Source organism: Solidesulfovibrio sp. C21 (genome assembly GCF_047785625.1).
Classification (GTDB): domain Bacteria; phylum Desulfobacterota; class Desulfovibrionia; order Desulfovibrionales; family Desulfovibrionaceae; genus Solidesulfovibrio.
Map to the genome: position 1 here is coordinate 1 of NZ_JBLODY010000091.1, position 15,570 is coordinate 15,570.

A 15,570-nucleotide genomic window follows, 5' to 3' on the forward strand; every position below is an offset into this window, starting at 1 on the left:
GGAAACTTTTCTACAGAAAAGTTTCCCCCCGGTTCTTTTATCCGCGCGCCGGCAGGCGGGCGAGGACGGCGGCCAGGGCGGAGGCTTCCACGGGTTTGGCCAGGTAGTCGTCCATGCCGGCCGCCAGGAAGCGTTCGCGGTCGCCGGCCATGGCGTGGGCGGTCAGGGCCACAACGGGCGTGGCGGATTTGGGGCCGAAAATGGCGGCGTCGCGCAGCAAGGCCAGGGTTTCCAGCCCGTCCATGCCCGGCATCTGGATGTCGAGCAGCACCACGTCGAATGGTTCCCGGCCGAAGATCTCCAGGGCGTCCAGCCCCGATGCCGCCTCGATGATGGTATGGCCCTGGTGGCGCAGCAGCGTGCCCACGGCCAGGCGGTTGATGCGTTCGTCCTCGACCAGCAGGATGCGCAGTCCCCTTCTTTTCGACGTGATGGGCGCGGGCGGCGGCTCAGCCAGGGCCAGGGCGGCCTGGGGCAGCAGCAGCGTGCACATGACGCAGGTTCCGATGCCCGGCTCGCTGTCCATCCAGACCTGCCCCCCCATGAGCCGCACCAGCCGGTCGACGATGGAAAGCCCCAGTCCCGCGCCCTGGTGGATGCGGGTATTGGAGGCGTCGACCTGGGTGAAGGCATCGAAAACCGCCTTGATCTTGTTGCGGGGAATGCCGATGCCGGTATCGGCCACGGACAGGATCAGGCGCATCTGGCCGGTTTCCGGATCGGGCGAGGAGCCGGCTTCCAGGAAGACGCCGCCGGTCTTGGTGAACTTGATGGCATTGCCGACGAGGTTGAGCAGCACCTGGCGGATGCGGCCCTCGTCGCCCAAAAGCAGGGCGGGCACGGCCGGTGAGACTGTGGTTTCCAGGGTCAGGTCGCGTTGTTCGAGGCTGGTGGCGAAAACGGTCTGGATGGAGGCGAACACCTCCCGCAGGGAAAAGGGGGCGCAGGCCAGGGCGAGCTTGCCGGATTCCACCCGGGACAGGTCGAGGATATCGGCCAAAAGCCGCGTGAGGCGTCGGCCGGAATCCAGGGCCGTGACCACGCAGTCGCGCTGTTCCGCGTCGAGGCCGGTGTCTTCCAGGAGCTGGAGCATGCCGAGCAGGCCGTTTAAAGGCGTGCGGATCTCATGGCTCATGTTGGCCAGGAATTCGCTTTTCGTCTGGCTCGCGGTCTCGGCGGCCTCCTTGGCGGCGGCCAGGCGCGTTTCGGACTGGCGCAGGGATTCCTCGGCGTGCTTGCGCTCGGTGATGTTGGTGAACATGCCGACCGAACCGGCGAAACGGCCCGAGGTGTCGTATTCGCTGCTGACGGCGATCAGAGCCCAGATTTCCCGGTTGTCGACACGCTTGAGCCGTCGTTCGTAGAGCCCGCCGCCCGGGGGCAGGGACTCGCGGCGCAGCATGGCCTGGTGCAGGTCGCTGTCTTCGGGAAACAGGAACTCGGCTACCGGCCGGCCGGCCATCTCTTCCGGGGTGAGCCCGAGCATGAAGCCCATGACCGCGTTGGCATAGACCGTGCGCCAGCGGGCGTTGACGGCCCAGATGCCCTCGTTGGCGGTCTCGACGATGCGGCGGTAACGGGCCTCGCTGGCCAAAAGCGCCCGTTCGGCCCGCTTGCGGCTGGTGATGTCGCGGATAAGCCCCACCACGTGGCGGCCACCGGCGGGATCGACGTGCAGGGTCTTGCGGGTCATGAACACGCGCCGGCCGCCATCGGCGTCATAGGCCGTCTCCTCGGCCACGTCCTCGAAACCGCAGGCCAGGACCATGGCGTCGTTTTTGAGCGACGGCGAACCGGCCCGGCCCGGAAAGACGCTCGGGGCGTCACGACCCAGGATGTCCTCCCGGCCGCGGCCGGCCAGGGTGCAGAAGGCGTCGTTGACCAGGGTGAAACAGCCCTGCGGGTTCTTGATGTAAAACGGGTCCGACAAGGCGCCGACCACCCGGTCGAGCAGAAGCTGGTGGGACTGCCGGCCGGGGTTACGGCCAAAGACCAGGATGCTTATGGCCGCTGCCCCAAGCAGCACCCCGCCGAGCAGCAGGGCCATCCATACCGATTCCACTTCGCATGCCCCTCATAGGGTACGGCCCATAAACGGCAGCCGGTGTTGATTGAACACCGAGGCTATTGCATGCCGCCGCCCTTTTCAAGGGGACTGTTCGGCGGGGGGGCCATGCCGGGCGCGTTTGGGGCCTGGGGCGGGCGTCGGACCGGGGAGGGCGCGGATCAGCCGAAGGCCGCCAGGGTTTTTTCCACCGGCCGGCGTTCCGGCACAACGGGGAGGGGGACGGCTCCGTCGCGCACGGCCTTGGAGACGTAGAGTCCGCAAAAGCAGGCGCCGAACGCGGCGACGTCCGGGTCGCGGTACTCGCACGGACAGACCACGTCGCGGTCGAGTTCGAACTTGCCCGAGGCCAGCCGACAGGGACAGGCCATGTAGCCGTAGCGTTCCTTGTTGGTCAGAAGACTTGCCAACAGGTCCAGGGTCATCTCCATGTCGGGGTTGAAATAGTTTCCGTTGGCTTCCTGGATGGGCTTTAACGTATCGTGGAGTTCGCGGGCGTTCATTTCTTTTCGCACTCGCTTACGGCCTGCTCGATCTCGTCGCGTCGGAAGCCGACGATGACCTTGTCGCCGATAACGATGGTGGGGAAGGACAGGGACGGGTTGAGCTTGCGCACGATGTCCATGACCTTGGTGCGCTCCTCGCCGGAGAGGAAGTCCACATGGACGCAGTCAAAGGGAATCTTGTGTTCTTCGAGATATTCTTTGGCGTGTTTGCAGTGCACGCAGGTGGAAAGGGCATAGATTTTGATATCGGCGCTCATAGAAACTCCTTGCACGCGCGAGGAATTATCGCGGTCGTGATTTGGTTCCATTTCGTATTCCCTTTTCCAGACGGCCGGTCAAGTGTGAAAGGGGCCAGGTGAGAAGCAGGTAGAGCAGGGCCAGGGGCAGATAGGCCTCGAAGGTCTTGTAGGTGGTGGCGTTGACCACCTCGGCCGCCTTGGTCAGTTCGCGCACGCTGATGATCGATAACAGCGACGAGTCCTTGATGCAGGAGACGAACTGGCCCGTCACCGGCGGCACGATGCGCCGGATCGCCTGGGGGAAGATGACGTAGAGAAGCGTTTGGCGATGGGTCAGTCCCGAGGACAGGGCCGTCTCCCACTGGCCGACGTCGATGGATTCGACTCCGGCCCGCACCATTTCCGAGATGTAGGCCCCGGAGAAAAAGGCCAGGGTCACCGTGCCGATCAGGTACGGGCTGTCCACGTGGATCACCACCCCGACGCAGAAATAGAAAATGAGGATCTGCACTAAAAGCGGCGTGCCGCGAAAGGCCCCGACGTACAGGGCCGCCATCTCGGTGAGCCAGACATTGCCCGAGACCGAGGCCAGCCCGGAGGCCAGGCCGAAGAGCAGGCCCAGGGCGATGGCCCCGGCCGAAACGTATACCGTCACGCCGAGCCCGGCGATGAAGATGTCGCGGTAGGCCCACACAGCGCCCCAGTCCCAGTGGTATCGGATCCGCGACAACACGACCCACAGGCCGGCCGTCAGGGCGGCGAGCAAAATGGCCCGGACAAGCCACCGGGGCGTGGACCACCTCATTTGACGAAGAGTCCCGCCGGAAAGACCAGCACATAGGGCTCGCGCTCGCCGAAATCCCGGGTCAGCCGGGCGGCGATGTCCTTGGAGACGTCCCGGCCGGTCGTGATCAGAAAGACGATGTTGCCCTGGGTCTCCACCTGGCCCTTCTTGTTTTTCCAGGCGCCGTCGCCGGCCCCCAGGCGCGTGTAGCCGCCAAACGACGTGGCCAGCCAGTTTTCGAAAGCCGGCAGCACCGCGTCGATGTTGCCGCCGGGCGGATCGGCCGGAACGGTGAAGATATGGGCCATAACCACCCGTGACGATTGGGCCGGGGCCGGGGCGGCGGCAAGACAGGCCAGGATTATAAGGACAACGAGGGCATGGATGCGTGTGCGGGGCATGGTTGCCTTCCGGGAGCCGGTCGGGGCCGGCCGGGGTCTGCCCGGGCCGCGCGCCCGGGATGGGAAGAAAGGGGGCATCGCCCGCCGCCACGGCCGGGACGCGGGGCGTCCGGCCGCGGAAGCGGACGACGGACGGGGCTATTTGCCGAGAATGTCCTTGAAGTACTTGGCGTGCAGCGCGTCAAGCGTGCCGTCGGCCTTGATCGTTGCGAGGTACATCTCCAGCCACTGCCACCAGTCGAAATCGCCTTTTTGCAGGGCAATGCAGAAAGGCTCATAGGTGAAGGGCGTGAGGATCGCCTTGGTGGCCTCGGGATTTTGCTTGTGGTGCTTGGCGATGGAGATCTGGTCGTAGAAGAACGCGTCGGCCCGGCCGGCCACCACTTCCTGGACGCAGGACGTCTCGTCCTGGTAGCGGTTGATGGTGGCCTTGGGAAATTTCTTGGTGGCCACCAGGTCGGCGGTGGTGCCGGTCTTGACCGCAAGCACCCGGCCCGGGGCGTTTAACGCCTCCACACTTTTGACGTCGCCGGCCTTCTTGGTCGAAAGCAGCGCGCACAGCCCGGTCGTGAAGTAGGGCGAGGTGAAGGTGATGGACTTGGCCCGCTCCAGGGTGCCGCTGATGCCGGAGATGATGAGGTCGATCTTGCCGGCGGTCAGGGCCGGGATGAGCCCGGTCCACTCCATGTCCTTGATTTCCAGCTTGACCCCCAGCCGGTCGGCCAGGGTTTTGGCGATGTCCACGTCGAAGCCGACGGGTTTGCCCTCCTTGTCCACGTACTCGAAGGGCCAGAATTTGAGTTCCATGCCCACGACCAGCGTGCCGCGCTGCACGATCTTGCGCAGGTTGCTGCCCTCGTAGACGTCGAACGGCGTGGTGGTGGCGACAGCGGTGCCGCAGCACATGGTCAGGGCCACGAAGGCCAGGCTGATGATGCGGATGAAGCGAACCATGGATGACGTCCTCCCTCGAGTTTTTGAGGCAGGGATCATGCGAGAGGGGAAACCCTTTAAAAAAGGGTTCTCCCCTCTCGCGCTCTCCCTTTCCTAAACCTTTTATCGGTTGCAGATGGTGTAACGCTCATTCACTGTAACTATTGAAAGTCTTTGGAAAGGGGGTCCGGGGGGAAACTTTTCTTCAGAAAAGTTTCCCCCCGGAAATCACTCCCCCCTCCTCCTCATTTCGGCGCGATGGGCTTTATGCCCCAGATGTCGCGGGCGTATTCCCGGATGGTGCGGTCCGCGGAGAAATACCCCATGCGGGCGACGTTCAGGATGGCCTTCCTGGCCCAGACGGCCGGCCTGGCGTAGTCCATGCCCAGGCGCTCGTGGGTTTCCAGGTAGGGGATGAAGTCGGCCAGATGCATGTAGCGCTCGCCCTTGGTGAGCATCTTTTCGAAGATCCAGTGGAAGGTCGCCGGTTCGTCGGGGGTGAAGCGGCCGGCCGAGAGCGCGTCCAGGACCCGCCGGATTTCGGGATGCTTGCCGTAGTATTCCCAGGGATTGTAGCTGTCGTCGCCAAGCTGGCGTTCGACTTCCGGGGTGGTCAGCCCGAACAGGTAGAAGTTTTCCGCGCCCACGGCCTCGCGGATCTCGATGTTGGCCCCGTCCAGGGTGCCGATGGTCAGCGCGCCATTGAGCGAGAACTTCATGTTGCCCGTGCCCGAGGCCTCGGTGCCGGCGGTGGAGATCTGTTCGCTGACGTCAGCGGCGGGGATGAGCTTTTCGGCCAGCGACACCCGGTAGTCGGCGGCGAAGACCATTTTGATGTGTCCGGCGGCGCGCTTGTCGTTGTTGATGATCCGGGCCGCGCAGCAGATGAGGTGGATGATCTCCTTGGCTTCGAAGTAGCCCGGCGCGGCCTTGCCGGCGAAGACGTAGACCCGGGGCACGGGCGGCACGTAGCCGTCCTCGGTCACGCGCAGGTAGTCGTGGATCACGTGCATGACATTTAACAGCTGGCGCTTGTATTCATGGATGCGCTTGGCCTGCATGTCGAAGACCGCGTCCGGCGAGAGCACCACGCCCGTGGTCTGGGCCACGTATTCGCCCAGCCGGGCCTTGCTGGCCCGTTTGACGGCCAGGAACTTCTGCTGGAAGGCGGCGTCGTCGGCCAGGGGCACGAGGTTCTGGAGCTTGTCCAGGTCCATGATCCAGGCGTCGCCGATGGCCTCGGTGATAAGCGCCGCCAGCCCGGGATTGGCCTTATAGAGCCAGCGCCTGGGGGTGATGCCGTTGGTCTTGTTGTTGAATTTTCCGGGCCACAGGGCTGCGTAATCCGGAAACAGGCGCGTCTTGACCAGCTCGGAATGGAGCTTGGACACTCCGTTGACGGAGTGGGAGCCGACCACGGCCAGATTGGCCATGCGCACCTGCTTGCCGCCTTCTTCCTCGATCAGCGACATGCGGCGCAAGGTGGCGTCGTCGGGCTTGGAGGTCAGGCGGATCTGACTCAAAAAACGGGCGTTGATTTCGTAGATGATCTGGAGATGGCGGGGCAGCACCTTGCCCATGAGCTCCACCGGCCACATTTCCAGCGATTCGGGCATGAGCGTGTGGTTGGTGAAGGCCAGGGTCCGGTTGGTGATGTTCCAGGCCCGGTCCCAGGGCACGCGGCGCTCGTCGACCAGGATGCGCATCAGTTCGGCCACGGCCAGGGCCGGGTGGGTGTCGTTGAGCTGGATGGCGATGAATTCGGGCAGCTCTTCGATGTTGCGGTTTTGTTTGAGAAAGCGCCGGGTGATGTCGCGCAGCGAACAAAAGACCAGGAAGTATTCCTGGGTCAGCCGCAGTTCCTTGCCGAACGAGATGGATTCGCTGGGGTAGAGGATCTTGGAGACCAGTTCCGAATAGACCTTCTGGTGGATGGCCTTGATGTAGTCGCCCTGGTCGAAAATCTTCATGTCGAAGTTGTCGGTGGAGCGGGCGGCGAAAAGGCGCAGGTAATTGACGGTCTTGTCGCCGAAACCCACGATGGGGATGTCGTAGGGCACGCCGACTAAGTCCTGCCAGTCGACCCAAAGCGGCAGGTAGGAGCCGTCCGGGCCCTGATGGCTTTCGATGCGGCCGTAAATGGGCACGATGACGGACTGGTCGCGGCGTTCGATTTGCAGCGGCATGCCTTCGGCCATCCAGTAGTCCGGTTGCTCGACCTGACGGTCGTTCTGGATGCTCTGCTTGAACAGCCCGAATTCGTAGTGGATGCCGTAGCCGCAGCCCGGCATGTCCAGGGTGGCCAGGGAATCGAGGAAGCAGGCGGCCAGCCGCCCCAGCCCGCCGTTGCCGAGCGCCGGGTCGCGCTCGAACTCGCGCAACTCCTCCAGGTCGTAGCCCCATTCCTTGACCAGGCTGCGGCACATTTTGTCGATCTTCATGTTGTAGAGGTTGTTGCCCAGGCAGCGGCCGAGAAGATATTCGATGGACAGGTAGTACATCCGCTTGGCCCGGGCGTCGCGGTAGCGCTTGCGGGTTTCGAGCATCTTGTCCACCAGCCTGTCGCGCAGGGTCCTGGACAGCGCCATGGCCACGTCCCGATTGCCGGCTTCGGCGCAGGGCTTGCCCAGGGAGTGGGTGATGTGCTCACGGATGGAGCAGGAAATGGAGTCGGCGTCGAGGGTCTGGATGGGGCAATTCTCGACGGGCATGGGCGCCTCCTTGAAAGGTCGAAAGGGGATGTATGTCGCTTGTAGCAAAGGACGCGCGGCGTTGTCCAACCGGAACTCCCTCGCGCCCCCTTGCTTTTTCCGGGTCGCCGTCGCATGTCCGGGGCATGGCGACCATCCTCCATCTCGACATGGATGCGTTTTTCGCCTCCGTCGAGCAGCACGACGACCCCACGCTTCTGGGCAAGCCGGTCATCATCGGCCGGGACCTGCGCGGCGTGGTTTCGGCCGCCTCCTACGAAGCCCGCACCTTCGGCGTGCACTCGGCCATGCCCGTGGCCGAGGCCAAACGCCGCTGCCCCCACGGCGTGTTCCTGCCCGGCAACCGCCGCCGCTACGCCGAAGTCTCCCGCGTCGTCATGGCCACGCTCCAGAGCGTCTCCCCGCTGGTCGAACCCGCTTCCATCGACGAGGCCTACGTCGACATCACCGGCACCGAAACCCTCTTCGGTCCCCCGGAGACCCTCGGCCGACGTCTCAAAGCCATGATCCGCGAAGCCACGGGACTTGCCTGTTCGGTCGGCATCGCGCCCGTCAAATTCATCGCCAAGATCGCCTCGGACTACGACAAGCCCGACGGGCTGACCCTCGTCGCCCCGGAGCAGGTCGCCCTGTTTCTTGCCGATCTGCCCGTGGGCAAGATTCCCGGCGTCGGCAAACGCGCCCAGGCCACCCTTTCCCGCCTGGGCGTCCGCGTCGTCGGCGAAATCATGCAATATCCCCCCGAATTCTGGCAGCGCCACCTGGGCAAATGGGGCCTCGACCTCTACGCCCGGGCCTGCGGCCAGGGCAGCGATACCGTCAACCCGTCGCGCGAGGCCAAATCCATCAGCGCCGAGAATACCTTCACCACCGATACCGCCGACCGGGCCAGACTCGCCGCCTGGCTGCTCCACCAGTCCGAACGCGTCGGCCGCGAGCTGCGCCAGGACAATCAATCCGGCCGCACCATCACCCTCAAGCTCAAATTCAACGATTTCCGCCAGATCACCCGCAGCCGCACCCTGCCCGACCCCACCGCAAGCGACACCGTCATCTATGCGGTGGCCAAGGAACTCCTCGAGGCCGAACCGCTGCCGCGACCCCTGCGCCTCATCGGCGTCGGCGTCTCCAACTTCGGCAACGAACCGCGTCAGCTGAGCCTCTTCGAGGACCCCGGCCGGAAACACCGCGAGCACGGCGGGAAAATCGACGCCGCCCTGGATGCCATACGCGGCAAGTTCGGCCGTGACTCCATCGTGCGCGGCCGGCTGTTCGATTTCGAGCGGGACTAGCGGGAGTGGAGGGAGCGGGGAAGGCGGCAGGGGCGCTGCCCCTGCGACCCGGCAGGAGAGGCTCCGCCTCTCCTGCAACTCTCTGCCAGGGCGCTGCCCTGGACCTGCCGGGGGACTTGATGTCCCCCGGACCCCCTTTTACCGGGTTGGGCTGGTGGGGTGAGGGTTGATGTCTTTGGGTGATGGGACGCCGTATGTTTGTCGCCGCAATCGGCCCGGCGACACGAGGGGCTTGTGCCCCTCGACGCCGGACGCGATTGCGGCGACAACCGCGCCAGCGGCGAAGCGCCGCGGGGAAGATGGCTATGCGGTTTGCTGCGTAAGGTGCGAAATGGCGTTTACGACTTGTGGCCAGACAGGCGTTGGCAGATCGTGCCCCATCCCTTCGATAACCAGCCACCGGGCTCCCGGAATCGTCTGGGCCGTATCCTCGCCCGCCGCGACCGGGATCAGCGGATCGGCCGCTCCGTGGATGACCAGCGTCGGGACCGTAAGCGCGGCAAGCGCGCGCCGCCTGTCCCCGTTGGCGAGAATGGCCGTGTTTTGACGCGCCATCCCCGGCAGGTAATGGCACCGGTCATAACTCTCTTCCATGAATGTCCGGGCCCGTGCTTCCTCGAACGGGAAGCCGGGGCTCCAGATCTTTCGCCAGACATCGAGGCTGTGTTCGATAAACGCCTCGCGTCCCTCCGGCGGCGTCGCGACAACGGCGGCGATGGCCTCGGGTTTCCCCTGCGGCGCCTCGGGATTTCCCGTGCACGACATGATGGACGTCAGGCTCAGAACATGCTCCGGATGCCGACAGGCCACGACCTGGGCAATCATGCCGCCCATGGACAGGCCGCAGATATGCGCCTTTTCGATGCCGAGGCCCTCGAGCAGTCCGGCGCAGTCATCCGCCATGTCCTCGAGGGTATAGGCCGATTCGACGGGTTTTCCCTCCATGGCCGCCTTGATGCAGGCCATGAAGTCCGGGACTCCCGCCGCGTCGAATTTCGTGGACAGTCCGGCGTCGCGGTTGTCGAAACGGATGACGAAAAGGCCCGTGTCGGCCAGAGCCCGGCAAAACGGCACATCCCAGAAGGTGAGCTGCGCGCCGTTGCCGGCGATGAGCAGGAGCGCCGGAGAGGATTTGTCTCCGAGGGTATCGTACTCGATTTGAATCCCACGCGTGGTGACATGCGGCATTGCGTACTCCTTCCTCGCGAACTTTTTTGCTGAAAATTGAGGATATTCGATCAGCCAAAGCGGAATCGGGGGGACCGGGGGGCGCGCTCGCCCCCCGGCGGGGTGTGGGGCAGAGCCCCACCTCTTTCCGTTGCTTATGATCCTGTCGCTCCCGACCCGGACCGGTCGGGCAGGGTCGGCGGCAGTTCGGGAGAGGCCGGCGGCGTGGCCGTGGAGCCGGGCTTGGGCTGTTCCGGCTTGGCCGGTTGTGCCGGCTGTTCGGCGGGCGCGGGTTGCGGCGCGGTTGCGCTGGGTTCGGCCGGCTGCGCGCCTTCCGGCGCGGCAGGTGTTTCCGGCGCTGCGGACGTTTCCGGCGTGGCCGGAGCGGGTTCCGGCGCGGCCGGGGCGGTTTGTAGGGGCGTCGGCTGTGCGGCGGGTTGTGGCGCGGTTTCGCGGATGGGGGCCGACTGCTGGCCGGTCAGGTCGTGTTCCGAGGGCTGGCCGGTATTGACCGTGCCGCGCATGGATTCGGAGCCGGTTTCTCCGGCCAGAAGCGGCACGTCGGCCACGATGATGTCCACGCGGCGGTTTTCCTGGCGTCCCTCGGGCGTGGCGTTGCTGGCCACGGGCTGGTAGAAGGCGCGCCCCATGGCGGTGAAGCGTTCCGATGTCACGCCGCCGGATTCCGAAAGGAAGCGGATGACCGAGGCGGAACGGGCGGTGGAGAGCTCCCAGTTGGAGGGGTAGAGGGCCGAGTGGATGGGGTTGGAGTCGGTGTGGCCGACGACGTAGATGCTTTTGTCCTTGACCTTGGCCAGGACGCTGCCGACCTTGCGCAGGATTTCCCGGCCGCGCGGGGTGATTTCGGCGCTGCCCGAGGCGAAGAGGATCTTGTCCACGAAATTGATTTCGAGTTTTTCCCGGAACTGGCGCACGCGGATGTCGCGGCTGTCCACCTCGCCGCGCAGGTCGGCCACCAGGGCGTCGTAGGCGGTTTGCAGTTCGTTGGTCTTGCGTTCCAACTCCACGGCCCGGGCCTCGGCCTTGCGCTCGTCGGCCTTGGAGCGGAACAGCTGTTTGGTCAGGTTTTCCAGGGCCTCGGGCACGCCCTTGCGGTGGTAGAGGTTGTTGGCCAGGTAGGCCGTCAGCCCCACGGGGATGAGGACCAGCACCACCATGAGCACTTTGAGCAAACGTCCGCGCATAGCGGGCCTCCGCGCCGTCCGGCCTTGCCGGCGGCGAATGATTCGTCCTATGGTTGCCGTATCCTGCCGGATGTCGGCAGGAATGGGTCATGATTATCCGCATTCCCCGCAAAAGGCCACCGCCCCATGACGCAGGAAGTTAGCGCGCGCGCCGATCTGGATATCGTGGAGATGCCGGCCACAGCCGTGGCCGCCTATTGGCTGTCGCTCAAAAAGCTCATGGACGTCAAAAAGGGCGGCAAGGTCGTGCAGGAGGAAATGGAGACCGTCACCGAACCCTACATCCGCCTGCTGCTGGAGACGGCCTTCGGTTCGAGCCTGCCCGAGGAGGCGGTACGGCGATTGTATCAGGCCGGCCGGCGGCAGGCCCTGGCCGATGTGCGCCGCAAGCTCGACTGCATGGCCCGCACGCTTCTGGCCATGGTTGCCGGGGACAATCCGCAGCGGGTGCTGTCCTTTTTGACCGCCTTTTTCCCCGTGCCGCCCATTCGCGAAGCGGTCGCCATGGAGCGCGTGTACGCCCTGCTGGAGAAAAACCGGGCCGGGGAGCCGGGCGAGGCGGACCCGGCCGCCGTGGACCACGCCCTGGCCGCCGATGTGCTTCTCGTGCGGCTCATGTACTGTCTGGCCGTGGTGCGACGGGAGGGCCGGGAAGTCTGCCGGCGGCTGATCGACTCCACGCGGTCGCTTTTTTTCGCCGAAGGTCTCGGACTTGCGGCCGACGGCTTTGACGCGGCCTTTTTGCGCAAGCGCCTGGAAGTGCATCGGCGCTCGCTTTTGGCCGACACGTCGCTCAAGCTGGTCCTGTCCGAGGAGATGTGTCTGGCCCTTCGCGCCCGCTATTCCTACGAGGACCTGTGGCGGGTGGCCCGGGCGCATCTGCCGCGCTAGCCGGCGAAACGGGATTTTTCATGTTCGGTGAGGCGTGCTTTTCGTCTTTTGCCGCCGGCGGTGCCGGCTGGACGCGGTATTTTCACGATCCCGCCTGGACCGCGACGGCCTGGAAGCTTTCCGAGATCTCCCCGCTGCTCGAGGCGGCCGAGGCCTGCCGCCGGCAGGGGCACTGGCTCGTGCTGGCCCTGGCCTACGAGGCCGCCCCGGCCTTCGATTCCCGGCTGGAAACCCATGCCCCGGGCGAAACGCCCCTGGCCTTTGTTGCCGCCTATCCCTCCCCGTCCGCACCCCCGGCGCGCCCGGCCGCGACCGGAGACTTTGCCCTCGCGCCCTGGCGGCCGCTCGTTTCCCGCCGGCGCTACGACGCGGCCCTCGGCCTGATCCGCGACAACATCCGCCAGGGCGAGGTTTATCAGGTCAACTACACCATGTCGCTGGCCAGCCGCCTGCGTGGCGATCCTTCGGCCTGGTTCGAGGGGCTGGCGAGGCATCAGGCGGCCGGCTTTTGCTGCCGGCTCGACCTTGGCCGGCACAAGGTGCTGTCGTTTTCGCCGGAGCTTTTTTTCCGGCGCACGGGAGAGCTGGTGGTCGTGCGGCCCATGAAGGGCACCATGGCCCGGGGCCGCACCCTGGCGGAGGATGCCCGGCAGGCCGCCGCCCTGGCCGCCTGCCCGAAGAACCGGGCCGAAAACCGCATGATCACCGACCTGTTGCGAAACGACCTGGGGCGCGTCGCCCGGCCCGGGAGCGTTGCCGTGCCGGCCTGTTTCGAGGTGTCGCGGCTGGCCACGGCCTGGCAGATGACCTCCACCGTGACCGCCCGCGTCCCCCGGGAAGTCGGTCTCACCGGGCTACTTGGCGCGCTTTTCCCCTGCGGCTCCATCACGGGCGCGCCCAAGCGTAGCGCCATGCGGCTGATCCGGCAGCTCGAAGGGGGGCCGCGCGGCTTTTACACCGGGACGTTCGGCCACGTCGCCCCCGATGGGGATTGCGTTTTCTCCGTGGCCATCCGCACCGTCGTTTGCGACACGGACACGGGGGAGTGTCGTTTCGGCGTGGGCGGCGGCGTGACCTACGATTCCGATGCCCGGGACGAATACGAGGAATGCCGGATCAAGGCCGCATTTTTGTACACCCCGCCGGAGCCCTTCGACCTTTTGGAAACCCTGCGACTGGCGGACGGTCGTTTCGCCTTTTTGTCCGAGCATCTCGCCCGACTGGCCCGTTCGGCCGCGTATTACGGATTCCGCCACGATGCCGCGGCCGTTTCGGCCGCCCTCGACGCCGTGGCCGTGGCCTGTCCCGGGCAGCGCCGGCGGGTGCGGCTGCTGCTTTCCCGGGACGGCGCGGCGCGCACCGAACATTTCCCCCTGGGCAGGCGCCAACCCGGACCCGTGCGCCTGGGCTGGGCGGACAGGCCGGTCGAGGCCTCCGATGCCGCCCTTTTCCACAAGACCACGCGCCGGGCGCGCTACGACCGGGCCTTGGCCGCCTGTCCGGAGTGTGACGACGTGCTGCTTATAAACACGGCCGGACAGGTGACCGAGAGCTGCCGGGCCAACCTCGTGGCCGCCATCGACGGACGGCTGCTCACCCCGGCCCTTGGCTGCGGGCTGCTTCCCGGCACGTTGCGGGAGCGCCTGCTGGCCCGGGGCGTGGTGGCCGAGGCGACGCTCACCCCGGCCGATCTGGCCCGGGCCGGGCGGCTCTGGCTGATCAATTCCGTGCGCCTGTGGACGCCAGCGGTGCTGGCCGGGCCGGCCCCGCCAGGCGGCCCCTCGACGGGGAGTGGCACATCTGCTAATTCGTAATCACGTTTTCGTACAAGGAGCGCGACATGGATTTGGAAGCTGTCTGCGGCCCGTCGGTGCCGTTTTTCAAGATGCAGGGCTGCGGCAATGATTTCGTCTTCGTGGACAATCGCGAACTGGGCTACGATCCGCAAGCCATGCCCGATATCGTCGTGCCGGTGTGCCAGAAGGCCTTTGGCGTGGGTGCCGACGGCATGATGTTTTTCGACCATGCCCCGGAGGGTTCGGGGTTGGCCTACATCTGGCACTTTTTTAACGCCGACGGTTCCCGGGCCGAGATGTGCGGCAACGGTTCGCGTTGCGCGGCCCGGCTCGCCTGGATGCTCGGCATCGCGCCGGCCCGCCATGTTTTCGGCACCGACGCCGGCCCCATCGAGGCGGAGGTCGATCCCGACTCCAATCTGGTCACGGTGCGGCTGACCGCGCCCAAGGACCTGCGCCTCAACATGGAGCTGGAGATGGAGGTCGAGGAAAAGCACCACCAGATGACGCTGCACAGCGTCAACACCGGCGTGCCCCATGTCGTGGCGTTTGTGGACGATCTGGAAAGGGTGGACGTCTGGCGGCTTGGCCGCACGGTGCGCAACCACGAGTTTTTCAAGCCGGCCGGCACCAACGTCAATTTCGTGGCCGTGACGGGCAAGGGGCAGTTGTCGCTGCGCACCTACGAGCGCGGGGTGGAGGACGAGACCTACGCCTGCGGCACCGGCGCCGTGGCTTCGGCCGTCATCGCCAAGGAGCTTGGGCTCACTGGCGAGGAAACGGTGATCACCACCACCGGCGGCGAGGAACTGGGCGTGATTTTGCGCGACGGCAAGACCTATCTGCGCGGGGCGGCCGAGTTGGTTTTTCGGGGCGAGTTCTACCCGCGAAGCCTGGGCATCGAGTCGTAGCCCCGCCGTCTCCGCAAGGGGGGCCGACATGCGATATACCGGCATCAACCATCTGGCCATGGCCACCCGGGACATGGACGCCACCATCCGCTTCTGGCGCGACCTGCTGCGGATGCGGCTGGTGGCCGGGCTCGGCCGGCCGGGCTACCGCCACTACTTCCTGGAAATCTCCGAAAACGACATGATCGCCTTTTTCGAGTGGCCGGACGTCGCGCCCATCCCGGAAAAGGACCACGGCGTGCCGGTCAAGGGACCCTACGCCTTCGACCACGTCTCCATCGGCGTGCGCGACCGCGACGACCTGTGGGAGATCAGGGACCGGCTGGAGGCGGCCGGGTTCTGGGTGTCGGAGATCATCGACCACGGATTCATCTTCTCGGTCTACTCCTTCGACCCCAACAACATCGCCATCGAGTTCAGCTGTCCGGTGCCGGGCGTGGATATCCGCGACACGCCGGTCATGGGCGACACCCATCCGAGCGCCACGGCCCGGGAGGGAAGCGAGCCTCAGCCCGGCAAGTGGCCCGAGCCCACGCCCACGCCCTACGCCGACCGCCGCATCTACCCCGGCGAGGGGCGCGAACTCGTGGACGTCAAGGACGAATAAAAGACCGGGGGAGAACCTTTCTGTAGAAAGGTTCTCCCCCGGTCTTTTATTCGTCCTTGACG

At 65.6% G+C, this 15,570-nt stretch carries 14 protein-coding genes; 5 read left to right on the forward strand and 9 right to left on the reverse strand.

The window, feature by feature from the left end:
• Nucleotides 1-37: 37 nt before the first annotated feature.
• The 7 genes from ACMZ6R_RS18165 to ACMZ6R_RS18195 all read right to left on the reverse strand — a co-directional run bounded on the left by ACMZ6R_RS18165 (nucleotide 38) and on the right by ACMZ6R_RS18195 (nucleotide 7,639).
• Nucleotides 38-2,062 carry a PAS domain S-box protein gene (locus ACMZ6R_RS18165; RefSeq protein ID WP_416114115.1) on the reverse strand — a complete coding sequence of 675 codons (2,025 nt, stop codon included), beginning with the start codon at nucleotides 2,060-2,062 and terminating at the stop codon, nucleotides 38-40.
• A 164-nt stretch (nucleotides 2,063-2,226) separates the two neighbouring features.
• Nucleotides 2,227-2,568: a ferredoxin-thioredoxin reductase catalytic domain-containing protein gene (locus tag ACMZ6R_RS18170; RefSeq protein WP_416114117.1), complete on the reverse strand. Its 342-nt coding sequence runs from the start codon at nucleotides 2,566-2,568 to the stop codon at nucleotides 2,227-2,229.
• The gene (locus tag ACMZ6R_RS18175) at nucleotides 2,565-2,828 is read right to left on the reverse strand and encodes a glutaredoxin family protein (protein ID WP_416114119.1); all 264 of its coding nucleotides are present in this window, start codon (nucleotides 2,826-2,828) and stop codon (nucleotides 2,565-2,567) included. Before ACMZ6R_RS18175 ends, ACMZ6R_RS18170 begins: the two co-directional genes overlap by 4 nt.
• Nucleotides 2,829-2,853: 25 nt before the next feature.
• On the reverse strand, nucleotides 2,854-3,615 hold the full coding sequence (locus tag ACMZ6R_RS18180; protein ID WP_416114121.1) for an amino acid ABC transporter permease: 762 nt from the start codon (nucleotides 3,613-3,615) through the stop codon (nucleotides 2,854-2,856).
• The gene (locus ACMZ6R_RS18185; protein ID WP_416114123.1) at nucleotides 3,612-3,995 is read right to left on the reverse strand and encodes a hypothetical protein; all 384 of its coding nucleotides are present in this window, start codon (nucleotides 3,993-3,995) and stop codon (nucleotides 3,612-3,614) included. The genes ACMZ6R_RS18180 and ACMZ6R_RS18185 overlap by 4 nt, the downstream gene beginning before the upstream one ends.
• A gap of 138 nt (nucleotides 3,996-4,133) precedes the next feature.
• Nucleotides 4,134-4,949 (reverse strand): transporter substrate-binding domain-containing protein, encoded by an 816-nt coding sequence (locus tag ACMZ6R_RS18190; RefSeq protein WP_416114125.1) that lies wholly within the window; start codon nucleotides 4,947-4,949, stop codon nucleotides 4,134-4,136.
• A gap of 224 nt (nucleotides 4,950-5,173) precedes the next feature.
• The gene (locus ACMZ6R_RS18195; protein WP_416114127.1) at nucleotides 5,174-7,639 is read right to left on the reverse strand and encodes a glycogen/starch/alpha-glucan phosphorylase; all 2,466 of its coding nucleotides are present in this window, start codon (nucleotides 7,637-7,639) and stop codon (nucleotides 5,174-5,176) included.
• A 32-nt stretch (nucleotides 7,640-7,671) separates the two neighbouring features.
• On the opposite strand from ACMZ6R_RS18195, the gene ACMZ6R_RS18200 reads away from it, so the two are divergent.
• Nucleotides 7,672-8,931, forward strand: coding sequence for a DNA polymerase IV (locus ACMZ6R_RS18200; protein ID WP_416114129.1), 1,260 nt, complete (start codon nucleotides 7,672-7,674; stop codon nucleotides 8,929-8,931).
• A 303-nt stretch (nucleotides 8,932-9,234) separates the two neighbouring features.
• On the opposite strand, the gene ACMZ6R_RS18205 is transcribed toward ACMZ6R_RS18200, so the two are convergent.
• Both ACMZ6R_RS18205 and ACMZ6R_RS18210 read right to left on the reverse strand, forming a co-directional pair.
• The gene (locus tag ACMZ6R_RS18205; protein ID WP_416114131.1) at nucleotides 9,235-10,119 is read right to left on the reverse strand and encodes an alpha/beta fold hydrolase; all 885 of its coding nucleotides are present in this window, start codon (nucleotides 10,117-10,119) and stop codon (nucleotides 9,235-9,237) included.
• A 134-nt stretch (nucleotides 10,120-10,253) separates the two neighbouring features.
• Nucleotides 10,254-11,303 (reverse strand): OmpA family protein, encoded by a 1,050-nt coding sequence (locus tag ACMZ6R_RS18210; protein WP_416114133.1) that lies wholly within the window; start codon nucleotides 11,301-11,303, stop codon nucleotides 10,254-10,256.
• A gap of 126 nt (nucleotides 11,304-11,429) precedes the next feature.
• Between ACMZ6R_RS18210 and ACMZ6R_RS18215 the strand changes: the two genes are divergently transcribed.
• The 4 genes from ACMZ6R_RS18215 to ACMZ6R_RS18230 are packed head-to-tail and all read left to right on the forward strand — an operon-like array spanning nucleotide 11,430 to nucleotide 15,508.
• Nucleotides 11,430-12,194, forward strand: coding sequence for a hypothetical protein (locus ACMZ6R_RS18215; RefSeq protein ID WP_416114135.1), 765 nt, complete (start codon nucleotides 11,430-11,432; stop codon nucleotides 12,192-12,194).
• A 20-nt stretch (nucleotides 12,195-12,214) separates the two neighbouring features.
• Complete coding sequence (gene pabB, locus ACMZ6R_RS18220; RefSeq protein WP_416114137.1) at nucleotides 12,215-14,008, forward strand: aminodeoxychorismate synthase component I; 1,794 nt, start codon at nucleotides 12,215-12,217, stop codon at nucleotides 14,006-14,008.
• Between the two features lie 26 nt (nucleotides 14,009-14,034).
• Nucleotides 14,035-14,901 carry a diaminopimelate epimerase gene (gene dapF, locus ACMZ6R_RS18225; RefSeq protein ID WP_416114139.1) on the forward strand — a complete coding sequence of 289 codons (867 nt, stop codon included), beginning with the start codon at nucleotides 14,035-14,037 and terminating at the stop codon, nucleotides 14,899-14,901.
• Nucleotides 14,902-14,929: 28 nt separating this feature from the next.
• Nucleotides 14,930-15,508 carry a VOC family protein gene (locus tag ACMZ6R_RS18230; RefSeq protein WP_416114141.1) on the forward strand — a complete coding sequence of 193 codons (579 nt, stop codon included), beginning with the start codon at nucleotides 14,930-14,932 and terminating at the stop codon, nucleotides 15,506-15,508.
• The last annotated feature ends 62 nt before the right edge of the window (nucleotides 15,509-15,570 follow it).